Origin of the sequence: Ewingella sp. AOP9-I1-14, assembly GCF_052375995.1 — a bacterium.
In the GTDB taxonomy this organism is placed as follows: domain Bacteria; phylum Pseudomonadota; class Gammaproteobacteria; order Enterobacterales; family Enterobacteriaceae; genus Ewingella; species Ewingella allii.
Genome location: NZ_JBQSVA010000002.1, coordinates 134,575 through 155,834, shown reverse-complemented (window position 1 = coordinate 155,834; position 21,260 = coordinate 134,575). Strand labels below are relative to the sequence as shown.

The following is a 21,260-nucleotide window of genomic DNA, read 5'->3' as shown; positions in this document are numbered from 1 at the left end:
CCGCGTTAGCGAGGAATACGCTCGTGCCAGTACTTGGTGAACTCTTCCTCGCCATTCAGGCTGACCACCATATCGCCGCTGACGATAAAGTGAGTCAGGTCGCTGCGCATTTCTAGGGTGATCACGGCCTCAATCTGCCAGCCCTCGCGGCCAATTTTCATGGTCTGCGTCAGCAGATAGCGCGCCGACAATGGGTCAGCATTGCCGACCACCAGCTCGCGGCGCAGGTTGTGATCCACCGTGGTATCAATGTCGTCGAAACGATAAACCCCTTCACCAAACACGCCGCCTTCGCCATTGGTGACGCTGGTCCACTCATCGGTCAGGAAATCGTAACTGATGGAACGATCCACACGGCCTTGGGTCAGCACGGTTTGCGGCGTCGGCGCGGCGCTTTGCGGCTCTTTGATGGGGCCGTCAATCACCCGCGGCTGGTGGCACACCGGCAGCGAAAGCTGGGCGCTGTGCAGGTCAAGGGTCAGGGTGGCGGCTTCCGGCATTGGCCAAATCATCGGCCAATAGGTGGTGGCCAGCGACACCCGCAGACGGTGGCCGACTTCGAAACGATGGGCAATGCCGTCCAACTGTACCGGTACCCGCACTTTCTGCCCCGGCACCAGCGGTACAGATTTATCATGCCCCTGTAAGTGACTCAGATTCAGCCAGCCGTGGGTTACGCGATTGACCGCGCCCTCTGGCGAGACGTCCGACAGCCGCACGTAGAGCATGGCGGCCGGTTTATCACTGCTCAGCTCGACGGTGAACTGCGGGAAGCCGAAGACAGACAGCGGCTCTGCCAGCGGCTGGCCGTCAAAGATTTCAGCATTGCCGTCATCCACGCGCTGATCCGGCGGCGTTTCACCCAGCACGCCTGCGCCCATCCATTCTCCCGCCATCAGGCCGTGGTTCTGCGGCGAGCAGATGGAAATCACGCCGGCTTCTGCGTCCGGGTGAGTATTCAACTGGCCGCGCGTTAGCCAGCGAGGCTCATGAGTCACATTGCTCGCCGTGCCTTTATCAAAGCCGACCCACTGGCCTTTGCTGACCGGGCGCTGGGCAGACGGCGGCTGGCTGTCTTGCAGCCAGGCTTGCACCATCGGGCCGTCCATTGCGGCGTTTTGTTCGCCTTTCAGCCAGTGATCCCACCACTGTACCGCCTCTTGCAAGAAGCCAATCGCCGGTTCCGGCGTGCCGTCCTGCGGGTAAATATGCGCCCAAGGGCCAATAATGGCGCGGCGCGGCACCTCTAGGTTGTCCATCAGGCGGAACACCGCGTTGCTATAGGCATCTGCCCAGCCGCCAATGGCTAACACCGGGCATTGAATCGCCGACCAGTCCTCGCAGACGGAACCGTGCTGCCAGTAGCGATCGCGCAGCGGGTGTTCCATCCACAATGCCGGGAAGAACGGCATGTTTTCGAGGCGATTGAGCCACTCGTTGTACCAGCCTTCGCCGACCAGCGCCGGGTCAGAAGGGCGGCTCTGATAAGCCAGCATGATGCCGCCCCACCAGAGGTTGTCATTGAGCAGGCAGCCGCCTTTGTAGTGAATATCATCGGCGTAGCGGTCGTCGGTGGAGCAGACGGTGATCACCGCTTTTAGCGCCGCCGGGCGACGTGCCGCCACCTGCAAGCCGTTAAAGCCGCCCCAGGATTTTCCCATCATGCCGACATTGCCGCTACACCACGCCTGCTGGGTGATCCACTCAATCACTTCCAGCGCGTCGTCCTGTTCTTGCATCAGATATTCATCCGCCAGCAGCCCGTCGGACTCGCCGCTGCCGCGCATATCCACGCGCACCACGGCGTAGCCATTACCGGCGAAATAGCCGTGCATCGGCTCGTCGCGGGTGCGGGTTCCGTCTCGTTTACGGTAGGGAATGTATTCCAAAATGGCCGGAACCGGCTGGTCCGCCGCACTGTCCGGCAGCCATAAACGGGCGGCGAGGCGGGTGCCGTCACTCAGTTTGATCCACAGATGCTCGATGGTGGTCACCGAATGCGGGAACTCAGTAATAATGCGTTTTGTGGTCATAGTGCGCCTGTCAAAGATGTCTTGTCGGAAGAAGAGGAGGAACGCAGCGCCAGCACGTCGTCCAGCCAGTCGGTGCGCATTTCTGGCACTGAGGTCAGCAGTTTTTCAGTGTACGGATGCATAGGCGGGCTGAACACCACGCGGGTATCGCCGCTGGCAACAATGTTGCCCTGATACATCACCGCTACCTGATGGGCAATGCGCTTCACCGTGCCGAGGTCATGGGTGATGAACAGGTAGGAAAGCCCCAACTGCTCTTGCAGGCGGCGCAGCAGGTTAAGTACCTCTTCGGCCACCAGCGGGTCGAGCGCCGAGGTGGCTTCATCGCAAATAATTAGCTCCGGCTGGGCCGCCAGCGCGCGGGCGATACAGACGCGCTGCTTCTGGCCGCCGGACAGCTCGCCCGGATATCGGTCAATCAGCTTCAGCGGCAGTTCGGTCAGGGTCAGCAGCTCTTCCACCTTGGCTCGCACTTCGCGTTTACTCAGCCCGAAGTAGAACGCCACCGGGCGACCAATCAGCTCAAGAATGGTCTGGCGCGGGTTGAGCGCCACGTCCGGTAGCTGATAGATCATCTGAATGCGGCGCAGCGTCTCTTTCTGCCGCTGTTGGTAGAGCGGCGAGAGGGTGACACCGTCGAACTCGACGCTGCCTTGGGTATCCGGCAGCAGGCCAACCAGCGCGCGGGCGAGGGTACTTTTGCCGCTACCCGACTCGCCAATCACCGCCAGCGTTTTGCCGCGCGCCAGTTGCAGGTTGACGTCATTGACCACTTTCTTGCCGTTGTAGCCGGTACTCAGCTGTTTGATGGTCAGCAAAGCCGCCAGGGCTTCTGGCTGCGCGGCGGTCACGGTTTCTGCCGCGTGTTCGCGCTCGGCCACTAAGCGGCGGGTGTATTCCTCTTTTGGCGAGCTAAGGATCTGCGCAGTATTGCCGGTTTCCACTTCTTTGCCGTGGCGCAACACCATAATGCGGTCCGCCAACTGAGCCACCACGGCGAGGTCATGGGTGATGTACAGCGCAGCGGTATTGAACTCGCGCACCAGCTTGCGCAGCATCACCAGCACTTCAATCTGAGTGGTAACGTCCAGCGCAGTGGTAGGTTCATCCATCACCAGCAAGTCAGGCTTGCAGGACATGGCCATGGCCGCCATCGCGCGCTGCAACTGGCCGCCAGAAAGCTGGTGCGGATAGCGTTTACCAATGTTTTCCGGGTCCGGCAGATCCAGCGAGCGGAACAGGGTGATGGCCCACTGGCGGCTCTCTTCTTTACTCATCAATCCGTGGCGAATCGGCCCTTCGCACACCTGTTTTTCAATGGTCAGTGCCGGGTTGAAGGCCGCCGCCGCGCTCTGTGCCACATAGGCCACGCGGCGGCCGCGCCACTGGCGTTTGACTCGCGCGGGTTGGGAAACAATATCGGTGCCATCGACAATCACTTCGCCGCCGCTGATCCGGCAGCCCTGTCGCGCATAGCCCAGCGCGGCTAAGCCAATGGTGGATTTTCCCGCGCCAGATTCGCCAATCAGCCCGAGGATTTCGCCTTTCGCCAGCGTGAGGGAGATGTCCTGCACCAGCGGCGAGCCGTCGAGGGTTTCGATGCGCAGCCCGCGCATTTCGAGGATCAGGTCTTGCTTGTTGTCCGTCATGCTTCTTCTCCGTGCGGCAGGCTGTTGCGGGCCAGTAGCCAGTCAACTACCAAATTGACGCCAATGGTCAGCAGCGCGATGGCCGCAGCCGGGTAGAGCGGCGCGAACTGACCGAAGTTAATCGCCTGCGCGTTGTCGCGCACCATGCTGCCCCAGTCGGCGTAAGGCGGCTGAATGCCCAAGCCGAGGAAGCTCAGTCCGGCGATAAACAGGAAGGTGAAGCAGAAACGCATGCCGAACTCGGCCAGCAGCGGCGGCATGGCGTTGGGCAGGATCTCTTTGGTTAGCACCCAGCGCAGTCCTTCACCGCGCAGACGAGCAGCTTCGACATACTCTTGGCAAACAATGGCTTGCGCCACCAAACGCGCCAAACGGAAAACCCGGGTGGCGTCGAGCAGAGCGATAGTCAGCACCAGAACCGGAATGGAGGTACCCATCACGGAGAGCACCATCAAGGCGAAAATCAGCACGGGAATCGACATCACGGTATCGACAATGCGCGACAGCACCACGTCCACCCATTTGCCATAAATCGCCGCCGCGAAGCCGCTAATAATGCCAATAATGAATGACGCAATGGTGATGGTCAGCGCGATGGCGATAGTGGTGCGAGCGCCAAACAGAATGCGTGAAAGCATGTCGCGCCCCAGACTGTCGGTGCCGAACGGCGTGGCCGCCGAGGGTAATAGCCAGATGTCACCCACCTGTTCGGTTTCGCTGTGCGGCGCGATCCACGGGGCGAAAATCGCCGCCAGCAGATTGACCGCGATAATCACGATGCCAATCCATGCTGACAGCGGGATGTTGCTGATAAATGAAGCTTTATGCGAATGATTCATGTTGCTCCTGCCTTAGCGCGCGTGGCGTAAACGTGGGTTACACCAAATCGCCAGCAAATCAGCGGTGGTATTGAGGAAGATGTAGGTGCCGCCAAACAGCAGGCCGCAGGCCTGAACCACCGGCAGGTCGCGCTTGGTCACGGCGTCAACCATGTACTGGCCGATACCCGGATAGACAAACACCACTTCCACCAGAATCACCCCCACCACCAGATAGGCAAGGTTAAACGCGACGACGTTAATGATTGGCGCGAGGGCGTTGGGCAGGGCGTGGGACACCACAATCCGCCAGCGCGACACGCCTTTCAGCACCGCGCTCTCAATGTACGGGCTGGACATCACCGCCGTCACCGAGGCGCGGGTCATGCGCAACATGTGTGCCAGCACCACCAGCGTCAGCGTCAGCATCGGCAGAGTGCAGACGTAGAGCCGGTCGACGAACGAGGAGCTGGGGTCGACCATCGCCAGGCTGGGGAACCACGTCAGGCGAATGGCGAAGGCGATCACCAGCACGTAGCCCACGAAGAACTCCGGCACCGAAATGCTGATGAGGGTCAGGGTATTGGCCAGTCGGTCGAAGATTGAGCCGCGCCAAATGGCGGACGCAATCCCCAAGCCGACGGCCAGCGGGATGGCGATAATGGCCGCGTAACCGGCCAAAAATAGGGTATTCCCCAGACGCGGCAGCAGCTCGTTGCCGATAGGTCTGCCATTCGCCAAAGAGTTACCTAAATCACCGTGCAGAATTCCCACCAGCCAGTGCAGATAGCGCAGCACGGCCGGCTCGTCCAACCCCAGTTGCAGGCGCAGCGCCGCCACGGTTTCCGGCGTGGCGCTCTGGCCGAGAATGGCGGTTGCCACATCCCCTGGCAGCATTTCAGTTCCCACAAAAATCAGCAGTGAAACCAGCCAAAGCGTGCCTACCCCAAGCAGCACGCGTTGTAAAATCTTCTTCTTCATCATGCCTCCAGCCAGACGCGCTCGGCCAGACGACCACCCATGAAGTTGAACATCGGATGCGGTTTAATTCCGCCGACTTTTTTGTTGGCGGCGTCAAGATAGTCGCCAAACAGGGGGATCATCGCGCCGCCGTTATCGCGGACAATGCTTTGCAATTCGCCATAGATTTCAGCGCGCTTGCCGTCGTCCAGCAGGGAGCGGGCTTGCAGCAGCAGGGCGTCGAACTTCTCATCTTTCCAGTGAGTGTCGTTCCATTTCGCCGTCGACTGATAGGCGGTGGAGAACATCTGGTCCGCCGTCGGGCGGCCGCCCCAGTACCCCATGCTGAATGGCGCTTTCATCCACACGTCGTCCCAGTAGCTGTCAGCGGGCTGGCGCTTGATGCTGACCTGAATGCCGCTTTTTTGCGCTTCCCCTTGGAACAGGGCGGCGGCATCGAGAGCACCGGCAAAGGCAGCGTCGGAGGAGGAGAGTTCGAGCTTGAGGTCAGTTAGCCCGGCCTTTTTCAGATAGAAGGCGGATTTGTCAGGGTCGTAGACACGCTGCTCAAGGCTGTGGTTGAAGAAGCGATCGGTTTTCGGGATGGGATGGTCATTGCCGAGTGAACCGTAGCCGCGCAGCACCGTGTCGAGGATCTTCTGCCGGTCAATGCCGTGTTTAATCGCCATGCGCACGTCGTTGTTATTGAACGGCGCGACGCTACAGTCCATCAGGAAGGTGAAGTGCTGGCCGCCGGAGGAGCGCACGATGTTCAGCGCCGGGCTGCGTTTGAGGAAATCGACGGTTTTGAAATCGACGCGGTTAATGGCGTGAACCTGCCCGGAAATCAAGGCGTTGGTGCGCGCGGTTGGGTCATTGATGACGATGACTTCCACGGCATCCACGAAGGCGCGGTCTTTCTTCCAATAGTTAGGGTTGCGTTTAAACAGCGAGCGCACGCCCGGCTCGTATTGGTCAAACACAAAGCCGCCGGTGCCAATCGGGTGTGACCAGTCGGTAAAGCCGTTCGGCACCACCAGCAAGTGGTAGTCAGCCAGCAGGTACGGCAGGTCAGCATTTCCGCTCTCCAGCGTGATAGCGATTTGGTTGTCGCCCTGCTTGTTCAAACCGGTGATTGGCGACAGCTGAGTTTTGATGGCGCTTTTGGTCTTATCACCGCGATGCAGGTTGATGGAGTAAATAATGTCGTCGGCATCGAGTTTCTTGCCGTTATGGAATGTTACCCCGTCTTGCAGAGTGAATATCCATTCGGTTGCGCCCGGTTTGGCTTCCCAACTGGCAAAAAGTTCAGGAATCGCTTTGTTATTTTCATCTATTTCGACTAAACCGTTCATCAGCATATATGCCTGATTTAACGGAACCCAGTCGCTGAATAATGTGGGATCTAAAGAATCGCTGGTGTTACCGCCTGACATTCCCAATTTTAATACGCCACCTTTTTTTGGCTCGGCTGCAAAAGCAGACAGGGGGGAAAGACCATAGGCGGTGGTAATACCCACAGCAGCAGCGCTGGTAATAAAGCCGCGGCGGCTGAGTTTTGCATCCTGCATTAATTGCGTCAAAGCGGAATTTTTATCTTTCATCTAATTATCTCCGGGGTGGCGAAAACCTGTTATCTCCAGGCTCTTGCGTCTTGTCTCAAGGTTGGCCGCGTTCATTCGCCTGAAACACTTACGCAGGTAAGCTAACCGGGGTTTGTTCGCATGCTGCCTTGATTCAACGCGAAGGGCATAGGGGATAGGCGCAGGTGAAAAAAGGAATAATTTATATTTATTGCTTAGTGATTTATATCAAAACACTCTGATGAATTTGCATGAGAATTTATCATGAGAGTATGCGAAAAATGCGCGGCAGAACACCCTGAAACGTTTTATTTTGCCTGTATCTGAATTCGGCGAAGGGAAATAACCGTTGTACTTCCATACCCTGATTGGCTTAATAGGCGTCTTCTGCTACCTGCTGGCTTATGCGCTGGTTCAAATGCGCAAACTAGCAGTAGATGCTGATATTTATGCCTGGCTTAATATTATTGGCGGTACCTTTGGTCTCTACTCCCTGAGCCATGATTTTAATTTGGCGTCTTGTATTTCCCAGTCATGCTGGTTGTTGTTTACCTTAATTGGGATGAGGGCGGCGCGGAAACGCCGTTATTTAGAGAAGAATAAAATTCCAGAAATTGAGATTTAAAACGCAGTTAAGAATTTTGGTAAAATTAATGAAAAGTTGGGGTTTGAATTCAAAACATTGCGTTGCCACGCAAACTGGCCTTTAAGGTCAAGGTCGTGCGCTGCCGCCACACCGGCCTTAAGGGGCGCCTATCGCCGCGCCCCTTAAGAATCCCCGGCTCTTTACTGCGCGCTATCGCTCGTTGGGAGGACGTGTTTCAGAGGCTTCCGTTATCCACCGCAAAATGTCGCCGCTTAGGCGGTGCCTTCGCTTCAGGCTTCGAGCCATAGGTCTCGAACCGTTCGCTCAGCGCCATTTTTGACTGCGGTTTTGAGGCATTTCAACCGTACCTTTTCAATGAGGTTTGGATTTGTTTTACGAATTGAATGGAAAGGTTCGGTGTAAATGCCAGTAGGTCGCGTTCAGAAGTGACGCCGAGGGAGTGGTTCGAGACCTATGGCTCGAAGCCCGAACTGAGGGAACCGCCTAAGCGGCGGCACTTCGCGACGATCACCGTGGCTGCTGAAACACGTCCATTCCGACCCTGCGAAGCCTCTGTCTCACAACAGGAAAAAACGCAGGGTTCCAAGGGAGGCGCGTTTACGCCTCCCTTGGTCGGTGTGGGCCGACGCCCACGACCTTGACCTTGACCTTAAGGCCAGTTTGCAACATATCGCAAAGTCGCGATTTTAGGTTTACTGGCTTTGCAAAAGCCATTCGATCACCCGTCGAATGACGGGCCTCAAATACCTGTCTTGCGGCGTCAAAATATAACATTTTCCGTCAGCGGCCAGCTTGCCCGGATGGGCATGGACCAGCTGTCCGTTATCGACATAATCCTGCACTAAGCCTTCCCAGCCGAGCAAAATTCCGTCGCCGAGCACGGCGGCTTGCACCAGAAACGGGTAGTTGTTGGCTCGCCACGTCTGCCTTGGGGCGAAATGGTGTACGTCCTGCGAGGTAAACCAGTCGCGCCAGCCGGTCCATTCGCGCTGGGGATCGTCTTGAATTAACAGCGTGTGATTGAGCAATTCGGCGGCGTCGGGGTCGGCGGGAAGCTGGCGTAAAAACTCAGGTGAGCACATCGGATAACAAACTTCGTCGAACAGCGGCACGGCGTGATAGCCCGCGGGCGGGGTGCGCAGGTAGAAAATCGCCAGATCAAACTCTGAGGATTTAAGGTCAGAGAAGCTGTCCGAAATCTTCATGCGGATCTGCAAATCCGGCATCAATCGGCGCAGAGCCGAAAGGCGCGATGAGAGCCAAAGGCTGCCCATCGCACTGGTGCAGGCCAGCGTCACCTGCGGCAGGCCGCTCCAGCCCATCACTTCGGCGGTGGATTGTGAAATATCACCCAACAGCTTTCGCACCTGCTCGGCGTAAATCTCCCCGCGAGGCGTCAACGTCACCTTGCGCTGGCTACGCTGAAACAGCTTGCAGCCCAGCATCTCTTCTAACTGCAAGATTTGCCGACTGATGGCGCTTTGCGTCAGATTTAACTCATCCGCCGCGCGTGAAAAACTGCAATAACGTGCAACACATTCAAAGGCCACCAAGGTGTTTAGGGGTGGTAAAGGTTCTATCTGCACGTCTTTATTCGCTCCAGTAGAGAGGCAGAATCAAAGTTCTGCCATCATTTCAGCAATGGTCTGCCCAATATGCTGCATGGCCTGCTCATAAGCCTCGGTTAGTGGCTGAGCATAGTTGATTCGCAGGCAGTTGCGATACTTGCCTGATGCAGAAAATATCGACCCGATCGCAATTTGCACTTTGTGGGCTTCCAGCAGGCGGTTGAGCCGCTGAGCGTCGAGGCGCTCATCGAGTTCAATCCACAGCATAAAACCCCCCTGCGGACGACTGACTCCCACGCCGCACGGGAAGTATTTACTCACCCAGCAGGTCATGGTGCAGAGGTTACGCTGGTACTGATTGCGCATTCTGCGCAGGTGTTGCAGGTAATGCCCCTGTTTGATGAAGTCGGTCAGGGCGATTTGCGGCAGGGTGGAGGTCGCGCCGGTGCTGATAAACTTCATATGTAAGGCACGATTGTGGTAACGCCCCGGAGCCAGCCAGCCGACGCGCAGGCCGGGTGCCAGGGTTTTGGAGAAGGAGCTGCACAGCAACACGCGTCCATCTTCATCAAAAGAGGTGATGGTCGCCGGGCGGGGATATTGATAGGCCAAATCGCCATACACGTCATCTTCAATAATGGCGATGTCATAGCACTGTGCCAGCCGTAGCAGCGCCTTTTTCCGCTCGTCGGGCATGTTGTAACCCAGCGGGTTATTACAGTTTGGCGTGAGTTGAATGGCTTTAATCGGCCACTGCTCAAGGGCCATTTCCAATGCTTCAATACTGATGCCGGTCACCGGGTCAGTGGGGATCTCCAGCGCCTTCATGCCGTAGCCTTTGAGAGTCTGCATCGCGCCGTGGAAGCTCGGGGAGTCAACCGCCACGATATCGCCGACGTCGCAAACTGAGCGAATCGCAATGGAGAGGGCCTCGTGGCAGCCGGTGGTGATCAGAATATTGCTGGCGTCCATGTGGCTGCCGCTATCAATCATCAACCGGGCGATTTGCTCACGTAACTCCAGCGCGCCATAAATAGTGTCGTATTTCAGCGCCAGCAGGTTTTCATGCTGTCCGGCACGTGACATAGCACGGTTCAGGGGGCGCAGAGTCGGGGCGGTGACATCCGGCGAACCGCGCCCGAGCTGAATAAAGCCCGGTGTATCTTGCTGGGTTATCTGTTCGAGCACCTGATCCCACTGGCTGATATCCACCGGACGCTGAGTCGGGCGACAGACGGCGGGCAGTGCCGCCTGCGGCCGGGCGGAGGTGACGAAATAGCCTGATTTCGGCCGCGCCTCGACCAGCAGTTTCTCTTCCAGCATGCGATACGCCTGCTGAACTGTACTGATGCTCACGCCATGTTCACTGCTCAGGATACGCACCGAAGGCAGGCGCTCCCCGGCAGGATACAGGCCTTGCTCGATGCGTTCGCTCAGCACATTGGCGAGATTTTCATAGCGATTCACTTTTTATTCCCCACTTGTTGAAAATAAAACCAGTACAGATGCGCTTAATCTAGCCCATAAACTGTCATTCATTCCACTGCTGTATGGTTTAAAAATCGATTATCTGAATCTGTAATGTATTTCGCGCTCATTGCATTCTATGGCGACAGGGTAAATAGGGGATGTGATGATGAAAAACGTGAATAAAGAACGCCAATACTGTGAGTCTGATTGCGCCGTGGGCGCGGGTCCGGTAGTCAGTAAAGCCATTGACGAGGCACCCGCCAGAGCCGATAGCTGGATGGCCAGATCAGTACAGTTTGTGATGATGTGGAATGAGAAACGCATTCAGCGCAACATTCTGAACGGGCTGACAGATTGCCAGTTGAAAGACATTGGTTTAAGTAAGGCGGATATTGAGAAAGAGCACGGGAGGGTATGGCCGACATGGCCGAAGTGAGAGTAGGGGTGAGATTTGCCGCATTGAGCTTAGAATTAAACCACTCCTCATCCAGCCTTCTTCTCTGAAATGAGAAGGAACAGAACAGAACGCCACCCATAAAAAACCGGTGAGGATCGCTCCTCACCGGTTAGGTGTTTGCCCAAAACCCAGACGGGTTTATTTCACCTGCATGCCCGGCTGTGCGCCAGAGTCAGGGCTGAGCAGGAAGATCTCTTTGCCGCCAGGGCCTGCCGCCATCACCATGCCTTCGGACACGCCGAAACGCATTTTGCGCGGAGCAAGGTTGGCGACCATGATGGTCAAACGGCCTTCCAACAGCTTTGGATCTGGGTAAGCGGAGCGAATGCCAGAGAAAATCTGGCGCGATTCGCCACCCAAATCTAACTGCAGGCGCAGCAGCTTGTCAGAGCCTTCTACGAAATCAGCACTTTTAATCAGCGCAATACGCATATCCACTTTCGCGAAATCATCAAAAGTGATGGTTTCTTGAATCGGCGCGTCAGCCAACGGGCCGGTGACGGTTTTGGATTTCTCTGCGGCGATATCTTCTTTCGATGCATCCACCATGGCGCTCACTTTATCCAGCTCAATGCGATTGAACAGGGCTTTGAACGGGCTGACTTTGTGTGACAGCAGCGGCTGAGCGATGCCGTCCCAGGTCAGTTCAGCATTGAGGAAGGCCTCAGCGCGTTCAGTCAGCGATGGCAGTACTGGTTTTAGATAAGTCATCAGCACGCGGAACAGGTTGATACCCATGGAGCAGATCGATTGCAGGTCGGCATCGCGGCCTTCTTGCTTCGCCACAACCCAAGGCGCCTGCTCGTCAACATAGCGGTTTGCCAAGTCGGCGAGGGCCATAATTTCGCGAATGGCGCGGCTTGACTCACGGCTGGCGTAAGCTTCGGCAATGCTTTCGGCGGCATCGACGAAGGTTTTGTACAGCGCTTCATCAGCCAGTTTGTCAGAGAGAACGCCGTCGAAACGCTTATTAATGAAGCCCGCGTTGCGAGAAGCCAGATTGACCACTTTGTTGACGATGTCAGCATTTACACGCTGCACGAAATCTTCCAGATTCAGGTCGATATCGTCGATACGCGAAGAGAGTTTGGCGGCGTAGTAATAACGCAGGCAGTCGGCGTCCAGATGGTTCAGATAAGTGCCGGCCTTAATAAAGGTGCCGCGAGACTTAGACATCTTCGCGCCATTGACCGTGACGTAGCCGTGAACGAACAGGTTGGTTGGCTTGCGGAAATCACTGCCTTCCAGCATGGCTGGCCAGAACAGGCTGTGGAAATAAACGATATCTTTACCGATGAAGTGGTACAGCTCTGTGGTGGAATCTTTTTTCCAAAACTCGTCGAAGCTCAGGTCTGGGCGACGATCGCACAGGTTTTTGAAGGAACCCATGTAGCCAATTGGCGCGTCCAGCCAGACGTAGAAGTATTTGCCCGGCGCATTAGGGATTTCAAAGCCGAAGTAAGGGGCGTCGCGGCTGATGTCCCACTGTTGCAGGCCAGACTCGAACCACTCTTGCATCTTGTTCGCCACTTGCTCTTGCAGAGCGCCGGAGCGGGTCCAGGCTTGCAGCATGGCGCTGAATTCAGGCAGGTCAAAGAAGAAGTGCTCGGAATCACGCAGTTCTGGCGTCGCGCCGGAAACCACGGATTTAGGCTCGATAAGCTCTGTCGGGCTGTAGGTAGCGCCACAGACTTCGCAGTTGTCGCCATATTGGTCCGGAGATTTACACTTCGGACAGGTGCCTTTAACGAAACGGTCCGGCAGGAACATGCCTTTTTCCGGGTCGTACAGCTGGGAAATGGTGCGATTCTTGATGAAGCCGTTTTCTTTCAGGCGACCATAGATAAGCTCGGACAACACGCGGTTCTCGTCGCTGTGCGTCGAGTGGTAGTTGTCATAGCTGATACCGAAGCCTGCGAAATCTTTTTGATGCTCCTGGCTCATTTCGGCGATCATCTGCTCCGGTTCAATTCCGAGTTGCTGAGCTTTCAGCATGATCGGCGTACCGTGCGCATCGTCAGCACAAATGAAGTGAACTTCGTGGCCGCGCATTCGCTGGTAACGGACCCAGACGTCAGCCTGGATGTGCTCGAGCATGTGTCCGAGGTGAATAGATCCGTTGGCGTACGGAAGTGCACAGGTTACCAAAATTTTTTTCGCGACTTGAGCCATAGTAAGAGCTTGCTTTCTTTAGTTGAAATCAGGGGTATTGATGTTAACCGAAACGGCCTCCCTGCGTAAACAAGCCGTACACCCTGATCGACAAGAGCCTTGCGCGGTTACTGAATTCAGCGGGTTTTGAGTATATGCTACGTAAAATATCAATGTCGTTTAATAACATGCTTCAAGGAGCCGGGATGACATCTCAATCCCCCGAGGGGCTACGCGCCCTGGTGGCCAGCGTACTGTCCACTTTTACTCATTCCACCCTGCAAAAAGATTTAGTGTCGATCAAAGCCGTGCACCACTGCGCGTTGATGGACGGCGTGCTGCATCTCGATTTAACCCTGCCTTTCGTCTGGCAGAGCGGCTTTGATGCGCTGAAAGAGCAAACCAGCGCTGAACTGCTGCGCGTGACCGGGGCGAAAGCGATTGAATGGCGGCTGCGTCATGACGTCGCCACGCTGCGCCGCGCCAACGATCAGCCGGGCATCAAAGGTGTGCGTAACATTATTGCTGTCAGCTCCGGCAAGGGCGGGGTGGGGAAATCCACCACGGCGGTAAACGTCGCGCTGGCGCTGGCGGCCGAAGGCGGCAAAGTGGGCATTCTCGATGCGGATATTTATGGCCCGTCTGTGCCCAACATGCTGGGTACCGAGTCCGAACGCCCAACCTCGCCTGACGGCGTGCATATGGCACCGATCATGGCTCACGGGCTGGCGACTAATTCCATTGGTTATCTGGTGACGGATGACAATGCCATGGTATGGCGCGGCCCGATGGCCAGCAAAGCACTGATGCAAATGTTGCAAGATACCCTGTGGCCGGATTTGGATTATCTGGTGATTGACCTGCCGCCGGGTACTGGCGACATCCAGCTGACCCTGTCGCAGAATATCCCTGTAACGGGCGCCGTGGTGGTGACTACACCGCAGGACATCGCGCTGCTCGACGCCATGAAAGGCATTGTGATGTTCGAGAAAGTGAAAGTGCCGGTGCTGGGCATTATCGAAAACATGAGCATGCACATTTGTAGCCAGTGCGGACATCATGAGCCCATTTTCGGCAACGGTGGTGCAGAAAAGCTGGCAGAGAAATATCGCTGCGAACTCTTGGCCCAAATGCCGCTGCACATTTCACTGCGCGAAGACTTGGATCGCGGCGAGCCGACGGTGGTCTCCAACCCGCAGAGCGAATTTACCTTAATGTATCGTCAGTTAGCTGCGCGCATCGCTGCTCAGCTCTATTGGCGAGGGGATGCTATCCCGACAGAAATCGCCTTCCGGGCGGTTTAACGTCCAAAGTCTGCTAATAATTGCCCGATGCCAGAGTTTACCGTCCTAAATGCTGGCATCGGCAAGGTGTTGTACCTATAATTGGCGCGATCAAAGCACCGTCCCCGTGCTTGCCCTTCAAACTTCCAAATCAGGTCTTTAATTTTATGTCTGACAAGCACCATCAGTGTGTCATCGTAGGTATCGCTGGCGCATCTGCCTCTGGAAAAAGCCTCATTGCCAGTACCTTATATCGTGAACTTCGTGATCAGGTGGGTGATGAACACATCGGGGTTATTCCAGAAGATTGCTACTATAAAGACCAAAGCCACATGACCATGGAGGAGCGGGTTAAAACCAACTATGACCATCCCAGCGCCATGGACCACAATTTATTGTTCCAACACCTGCAGAGTCTAAAGGCAGGGCATGCTATTGAGTTGCCGAGCTACAGCTTTATCGAACACACCCGACTGGGTGAGACGGTGACCCTGAAGCCCAAGAAAGTGATCATCTTAGAAGGCATACTGCTGCTGACCGACGTCCGTTTACGTCAAGAGATGAACTTCTCGATTTTCGTCGACACGCCGCTGGACATCTGCCTGATGCGCCGTATGAAGCGCGACGTCAACGAGCGTGGTCGTTCGATGGATTCCGTCATGGCGCAGTATCAGAAAACGGTTCGCCCAATGTTCCTGCAATTCATTGAACCTTCTAAACAATATGCAGATATCATCGTCCCTCGTGGCGGTAAAAACCGAATTGCGATTGATATTCTTAAAGCGAAAATTAGTCAGTTCTTCAATTAATGGCCAAGCTTTCACCAGACCATTTTCAGCAGTAACAACACGGAGAGAGAAACGATGAGACTGTGCGATCGAGACATCGAAGCCTGGCTGGACAGCGGAAAGTTAGCGATTTCCCCGCGCCCTCCCATCGAACGAATCAACGGGGCAACGGTTGATGTCCGGCTGGGGAATGGATTCCGCGTCTTTTTAGGGCATAACGCCGGTTTTATCGATCTTAGTGGCCCGAAAGATGAAGTCAGCGCCGCGCTGGATAAAGTCATGAGTGACGAAATCGTTTTGCCAGAAGGCGAGGCGTTTTTCCTGCATCCCGGCGAGCTGGCGCTGGCCGTGACTTTCGAAACCGTTTCTATTCCCGATGACTTAGTTGGCTGGTTGGATGGACGTTCTTCACTTGCTCGACTAGGGTTGATGGTTCACGTAACGGCTCATCGTATCGATCCGGGCTGGAAAGGCCGAATCGTGCTGGAGTTCTATAATTCAGGTAAGTTGCCTCTGGCACTGCGTCCGGGCATGCTCATCGGCGCGCTGAGCTTCGAGCCGCTTTCTGGCCCCGCTGCTCGTCCTTATAACAGCCGTCAGGATGCCAAATATCGCGACCAGCAGAGTGCAGTTGCAAGCCGTATCGACAAAGACTGATTCAGGTCTTTACCCGAGTTGCTGTGGGTAAAAGGGCAAGAGGAAGGCATGAGAAGACTACTGACAACGCTGGTTATATTGCTGGTGGTGATTATTGCAGGAATGACCTCGCTGGTATTTTTAATTAATCCCAACGATTTCCGCCAGTACATGGTAGACCGTGTCGAGCAGAAAAGTGGTTATCAACTGGCGATTCGCGGTGATTTACGCTGGCACGTTTGGCCTCAGTTAAGCATTATCGCCGGCCAAACGTCGCTGACTGCGCCGGGTGCGAAAGCGCCGGTGGTCACTGCGGAAAACATGCGTCTTGATGTCAAACTCTGGCCTTTGCTTTCCCATCAGTTAGCCGTGCGCGAAGTGATGTTGAAAAACGCGGTGGTGCGATTAACACCGGACAGCGAAGCCGACGTGCCGGATGCTCCTGTAGCCCCGACATCAACGGTCCAGCCTCCTTCTGAATTAGAAGCTGGCTGGAAATTTGATATTGATAAAATCAGCGTGGCGGACAGCCTGCTGATTTGGCAGCGCGGTGAAAACGACCAAATTAATGTGCGCGACATCAATATGCAGCTTGAGCAAAATGCGCACCGTCAGGCTACTCTTGAGCTTTCCAGCCGCATTAATCGTAATCAGCGCGATCTCGCCTTCTCCATGTCTGCCGACCTGGATATGCAAAAGTATCCGCAAGAGTTCTCCGCCGATATTAATAAATTTAGCTATCAGCTGAGTGGCGCGGATATTCCGGCGAAAGGTTTGCAGGGTTCGGGAACCATGCAGGCAAACTATCATCGCGACACGCAGCGCCTGACCCTCAGCCAGCTAGCATTGACGGCCAATGATAATCAGTTGAGCGGCAACGCGGCGGCGACCCTGTCCGATACCGGCGATTATCAGGTTAACCTTGATGCCGCCAAGCTGGACCTTGACGCTTTATCAGGCTGGCAGCCGAAAACGCCGGATCAAACGTCTCAGGCGGCTCGCGCCGTGACTTCTGCGCCGGTTATCGCGCGCGATGTTAGCGACCAGCCGAATAACTTCAGTATTCTCAACAGCTTTAACGCAAATGTCGCGCTGAAGGTGGCCGATCTCACTTATCGCGGCCTGAAAATTCAAGACTTCCAGCTGTTGGCTACCAATCAGCAGGGTAAAGTTAATCTGCAAACCCTGAGTGGCAAAATGGCATCGGGCGATTTCTCCCTGCCAGGCAGTATGGATGTCACCGGCAAGCTGGCGAAAATCAACCTGCAGCCGATTGTGAATAATATCGAGCTGGGTCAGTTGCTGGTCGCTTACGACCTGCCTGAAGCGCTCACGGGGAAATTCACCCTCCGCGGCGCGGTGAATGGCAGCGGTTTATCGTCGTATGATTTTAGCCATAGCTGGGCGGGTAAAATGCATATGTCGATGGACGATGCGCGACTTAACGGCATGAATATTCAGCAATTAGTGCAACAAGCCATTGCCCGTAACAACAATAGCGTGCAGGGCCTGGAACGCTATGACCATTACACGCAGATACAGTCGCTGCAGGCAGAGGGTGTGCTGAGCAAGGGTACGCTGACACTATCCAATCTGATGGCTGAGTCTGAAATGTTAAATGCCAAAGGCGATGGCAAGATTAACTTTGCTGATAAGCAGTGTGATTTGACGCTTGGTGTGCGGGTCACCGGCGGCTGGAAAGGTAACAATAATCTTATTCAGCGTTTGCAAAATACCGACGTGCCTTTGCGAGTCTATGGCCCTTGGTCGCAGTTGAACTATCAGCTGCAGGTAGATCAGATCCTGCGCAACCAGTTACAAGATGAAGCCAAAAGCGCTATCCAAAATTGGATTGATAAAAACAAGAACGCCAAAGAAAACAAAGAGCTGAAATCCATTATCAATAAGTAATTGAAGGGATATTAAGCCAGCAAAACGTGAAAGGGCCTCATGATGAGGCCCTTTTTGTATTTAAAATTCGCAGGAATTAGACCTCGTAATCATCACTATTGGGTGGAGCAAGGGGGGTAACCCTGACTTTTAAAATGCGATGACTATTCACTTCCAGAATTTCAAACTGATAATCACCAATAGTCAGTTTGGCACCCTCCTGTGGAACCACTTGAGCGTGTTCCATCAGCAATCCGGCCAGTGTGTGGTAATCGCGCTTTTCTTCCATAGAGAGGGGAATGTGCATCACGACATCTTCTAATGGCATGGAACCACTCACCACCCAGCTACCGTCTTCGCGTTGCTCAATATCATCATCTGGATCTGCGTCTGCGGTTTCATGGTTCTCCGGCAGATTACCGGCAATGGTTTCCATCACGTCAGTCAGCGTCACCACACCCTCAACGGAACCAAACTCATCGACAACAAAGGCAAAGTGGGTTTTCGCCAGGCGGAACTGTTCTAACGCTTTTAGCAGGGAGAGTTGCTCGGGGAAGATGAGCGGCTGCCGAATCAGCGCCTTAAGGTCTAACTCGTTGTGCAGCAACTGCTGCTTAAGCAGGTCAATAACATGCACCACGCCAAGAGGTTCGTCGGTGGAACTGTCTTCAGTGACCAGAATGCGAGTGTGCTGATTGTCGGCTATTTGCTGGGTTAATACGTCGACGGGGTCATTCAACTCGAGGTTATCAACGTCGTGGCGGGAGGTCATGATACTACTGACGCTGCGCTGGGCGAGCCCAAGAACGCGCTCAATCATATGGCGTTCTTGCTGATTAAATATTTCGTTGCCCTCGGTATCTGAAATCATGTTGGAAGAGTGCGTGTCGAGTTCTGCTTCTTCATGCTTACCGCGCAACACCCGCAGTACGGTATCAGCCGTCCTTTCTCGCAAAGAGCGGCTGGATGAGAGAAATCGTCGCCGGTTGAACTGCGCCAGCTGATTCAGGGCCTCAATCATCACCGAGAAGCCAATCGCCGCGTAGAGATAGCCTTTCGGGATATAGAATCCGAAGCCCTCGGCAACCAGACTAAAACCAATCATCAGCAGGAAGCTCAGGCACAGGATGACGATAGTAGGGTGAGCATTGACAAAACGGGTTAGAGGCCGGCTGGCGAGCAGCATCAGCAGGATGGCGATACACACCGCCGCCATCATCACGGCCAGGTTATCAACCATGCCGACGGCGGTGATCACCGAGTCGAGGGAGAATATCGCGTCGAGCACCACAATTTGCGCGACGACTGCCCAGAACTTCGCCCCGGAACGCTGCGCGCTATGCTCTTCATCCTTGCCTTCTAGCCGTTCGTTAAGCTCCATCGTGGCTTTGAACAGCAAAAAAATCCCACCCAGCAGCATGATGATGTCGCGAGCGCTAAACGAATGAGAGAACAGGGTGACCAAGGGGCGGGTGAGAGTAGCCAGCCAAGAGATGGACGCCAGCAGCAGTAAACGCATTGCCAGCGCCAGCAGCAGGCCGGTCACACGCGCCCTGTCACGCTGCCGCTTAGGCAGTTTATCCGCCAGAATGGCAATAAATATCAGGTTATCAATGCCTAAAACAATTTCCAGAATGACCAGTGTAGCGAGACCGGCCCAAATTGACGGATCGACGATCCATTCCATAGCTATTTTTTACCTTTAGGTTTAATGACGTGAGTTACATGTGAATGATGGGTGGCATGGCGTGAAAACTCAACTTTTCCCAACCTGCGGAGTAGGGCGAGTATCGTCTATCAGGTTACTGCAGAGGCAGAGTACGTTGATATAAGGTTTATGAATGACTCATAAATCATCAAGAATCGGTTAGAAAAAACGCGAACGAGGGAAACATTCTTAAAATTCAGCGTTTCGCTTACCGTTTGGGAAAGCTTACTGGTATCGTATCACCAAGTTAAAAATCGGTGTTTATTAGCTTTATGTGCTCCCCCGTTAAGGTTTGAAGGTCTATACTAGTGGGATCATGTGGAACGACACAGAATTGCTAAACGGTTTCAGTGCAGTGAGCTAGGTGAGTGTTAATATTCTGACTGGCTGAACTTCCAAACTATTGGTTTCAAGGAGTATCCTTTACAATGTTAAAAGCTGTTATCCCTGTTGCCGGTCTTGGCACACGCATGCTGCCAGCAACCAAAGCGATTCCCAAAGAGATGTTGCCGATCGTAGACAAGCCTCTTATCCAGTACATTGTGAACGAATGTGCCGCTGCGGGTATTAAAGAAATCATCTTGGTTACGCATTCTTCCAAGAATGCGATCGAAAACCACTTCGATACCTCTTTTGAATTGGAGAGCATGCTCGAGTCGCGCGTTAAGCGCCAGCTGCTGGAAGAAGTTCAGTCAATCTGCCCGAAAGGCGTGACTATCATGAACGTGCGTCAGGGGCAGTCAAAAGGCCTGGGCCACGCTGTGTTGTGTGCAAAACCACTGATCGGCAATTCTCCTTTCGCCGTCATTCTGCCAGACGTTCTGATGGATGACTCAACAAGCGATCTGCGTAAAGACAACCTTGCAGCCATGCTGCGTCGCTTCGAAGAAACCGGTAACAGCCAGGTTATGGTTGAAGAAGTGCCGGAAGAAGATGTGTCTAAATACGGTATCGTTGACTGTAACGGCGTTGAAGTTGAGCCAGGCGAAAGCGCACCAATGACCGCAATCGTCGAAAAACCCGATCAGAAAGATGCCCCATCTAATCTTGCAGTAGTTGGGCGTTATGTCTTCTCCGAAGATCTGTGGCCACTGCTGGCAGTCACCCCTTATGGCGCGGGCAACGAAATTCAGCTGACCGACGCTATCGCATTGCTGATGAAGAAGAAAACGGTAGAAGCTTTCACCATGACTGGCCGTTCACATGACTGTGGCGACAAGCTGGGTTATATGAAAGCCTTCGTTGAGTATGGCATCCGCCATCCTTCACAGGGCGCGGCATTTGAGATTTGGTTGAAAGAGTTTACCGCTAAGTAATCACAGATCTCACATAATATTCAAAGCACCATATACATGGTGCTTTTTCATTCATTATCTATGATTATTTTCACTAAAAGATACGTCTACTCATAGCCTAATTGTGTGATATTTAGGATAATTGCGACTTGCTATAAGTGATGTTAAGGGTAAAATTCTCAACGATTTGCTCACCCCAGCAGCACGTGAAATTTCAAGACTTTATTAACAACAATAAGTGCATTGGTAGCTTAAGAGCCAAGGGCGGTAGCGTGCCTAAGACTTTACATTCCTTAACTAGCAATCAACCTGTCTGAAAATTCCTCAAAGTTTCTAGAACCTACCCATGAGTAAGAATGATTCA

Annotated in this window: 16 protein-coding genes; 7 read left to right on the top strand and 9 right to left on the bottom strand. The window is 54.3% G+C overall.

The window, feature by feature from the left end; all coding sequences use genetic code 11:
- Positions 1-5: 5 nt before the first annotated feature.
- Genes ACT3RT_RS05910 through ACT3RT_RS05890 form a run of 5 tightly spaced genes read right to left on the bottom strand, consistent with a single transcriptional unit; the run spans position 6 to position 7,064 of the window.
- Positions 6-2,033, bottom strand: a complete 2,028-nt coding sequence (locus ACT3RT_RS05910; protein WP_496202649.1) for a CocE/NonD family hydrolase — start codon at positions 2,031-2,033, stop codon at positions 6-8.
- Positions 2,030-3,682: an ABC transporter ATP-binding protein gene (locus ACT3RT_RS05905; RefSeq protein WP_353501803.1), complete on the bottom strand. Its 1,653-nt coding sequence runs from the start codon at positions 3,680-3,682 to the stop codon at positions 2,030-2,032. The genes ACT3RT_RS05910 and ACT3RT_RS05905 overlap by 4 nt, the downstream gene beginning before the upstream one ends.
- Entirely contained in the window at positions 3,679-4,521 is an 843-nt protein-coding gene (locus ACT3RT_RS05900) for an ABC transporter permease (RefSeq protein WP_353501804.1), read from the bottom strand. Before ACT3RT_RS05900 ends, ACT3RT_RS05905 begins: the two co-directional genes overlap by 4 nt.
- Before the next feature lie 12 nt (positions 4,522-4,533).
- Positions 4,534-5,481: an ABC transporter permease gene (locus ACT3RT_RS05895; RefSeq protein ID WP_034789813.1), complete on the bottom strand. Its 948-nt coding sequence runs from the start codon at positions 5,479-5,481 to the stop codon at positions 4,534-4,536.
- Positions 5,481-7,064 (bottom strand): ABC transporter substrate-binding protein, encoded by a 1,584-nt coding sequence (locus ACT3RT_RS05890; RefSeq protein WP_496202648.1) that lies wholly within the window; start codon positions 7,062-7,064, stop codon positions 5,481-5,483. The genes ACT3RT_RS05895 and ACT3RT_RS05890 overlap by 1 nt, the downstream gene beginning before the upstream one ends.
- Before the next feature lie 328 nt (positions 7,065-7,392).
- On the opposite strand from ACT3RT_RS05890, the gene ACT3RT_RS05885 reads away from it, so the two are divergent.
- On the top strand, positions 7,393-7,668 hold the full coding sequence (locus tag ACT3RT_RS05885) for a CBU_0592 family membrane protein (RefSeq protein ID WP_496202647.1): 276 nt from the start codon (positions 7,393-7,395) through the stop codon (positions 7,666-7,668).
- Positions 7,669-8,342: 674 nt separating this feature from the next.
- Here the strand turns inward: ACT3RT_RS05885 and ACT3RT_RS05880 are convergent.
- Complete coding sequence (locus ACT3RT_RS05880) at positions 8,343-9,236, bottom strand: LysR substrate-binding domain-containing protein (protein ID WP_486029760.1); 894 nt, start codon at positions 9,234-9,236, stop codon at positions 8,343-8,345.
- 30 nt (positions 9,237-9,266) lie between these two features.
- Positions 9,267-10,685, bottom strand: a complete 1,419-nt coding sequence (locus tag ACT3RT_RS05875) for an aminotransferase-like domain-containing protein (protein ID WP_496202646.1) — start codon at positions 10,683-10,685, stop codon at positions 9,267-9,269.
- 166 nt (positions 10,686-10,851) lie between these two features.
- On the opposite strand from ACT3RT_RS05875, the gene ACT3RT_RS05870 reads away from it, so the two are divergent.
- Positions 10,852-11,124 (top strand): DUF1127 domain-containing protein, encoded by a 273-nt coding sequence (locus ACT3RT_RS05870; RefSeq protein ID WP_353501809.1) that lies wholly within the window; start codon positions 10,852-10,854, stop codon positions 11,122-11,124.
- Between the two features lie 159 nt (positions 11,125-11,283).
- On the opposite strand, the gene metG is transcribed toward ACT3RT_RS05870, so the two are convergent.
- The gene (gene metG, locus ACT3RT_RS05865) at positions 11,284-13,317 is read right to left on the bottom strand and encodes a methionine--tRNA ligase (protein WP_353501810.1); all 2,034 of its coding nucleotides are present in this window, start codon (positions 13,315-13,317) and stop codon (positions 11,284-11,286) included.
- Between the two features lie 185 nt (positions 13,318-13,502).
- Between metG and apbC the strand changes: the two genes are divergently transcribed.
- The 4 genes from apbC (at position 13,503) to asmA (ending at position 17,914) form a co-directional block, all read left to right on the top strand.
- Positions 13,503-14,600, top strand: a complete 1,098-nt coding sequence (gene apbC / locus ACT3RT_RS05860; protein ID WP_485900254.1) for an iron-sulfur cluster carrier protein ApbC — start codon at positions 13,503-13,505, stop codon at positions 14,598-14,600.
- 146 nt (positions 14,601-14,746) lie between these two features.
- On the top strand, positions 14,747-15,388 hold the full coding sequence (udk, locus tag ACT3RT_RS05855; protein WP_353501812.1) for a uridine kinase: 642 nt from the start codon (positions 14,747-14,749) through the stop codon (positions 15,386-15,388).
- 54 nt (positions 15,389-15,442) lie between these two features.
- A complete protein-coding gene (dcd, locus tag ACT3RT_RS05850) occupies positions 15,443-16,024 on the top strand; it encodes a dCTP deaminase (RefSeq protein ID WP_034789874.1) in 582 nt (193 codons plus the stop codon).
- A gap of 48 nt (positions 16,025-16,072) precedes the next feature.
- A complete protein-coding gene (gene asmA / locus ACT3RT_RS05845) occupies positions 16,073-17,914 on the top strand; it encodes an outer membrane assembly protein AsmA (RefSeq protein ID WP_485900257.1) in 1,842 nt (613 codons plus the stop codon).
- A gap of 76 nt (positions 17,915-17,990) precedes the next feature.
- On the opposite strand, the gene ACT3RT_RS05840 is transcribed toward asmA, so the two are convergent.
- Positions 17,991-19,580 (bottom strand): TerC family protein, encoded by a 1,590-nt coding sequence (locus ACT3RT_RS05840; protein WP_496202645.1) that lies wholly within the window; start codon positions 19,578-19,580, stop codon positions 17,991-17,993.
- A gap of 449 nt (positions 19,581-20,029) precedes the next feature.
- Here ACT3RT_RS05840 and galU point away from each other — a divergent pair, with 449 nt between their 5' ends.
- Positions 20,030-20,917 carry a UTP--glucose-1-phosphate uridylyltransferase GalU gene (gene galU / locus ACT3RT_RS05835; RefSeq protein WP_485900261.1) on the top strand — a complete coding sequence of 296 codons (888 nt, stop codon included), beginning with the start codon at positions 20,030-20,032 and terminating at the stop codon, positions 20,915-20,917.
- Positions 20,918-21,260: the final 343 nt, after the last annotated feature.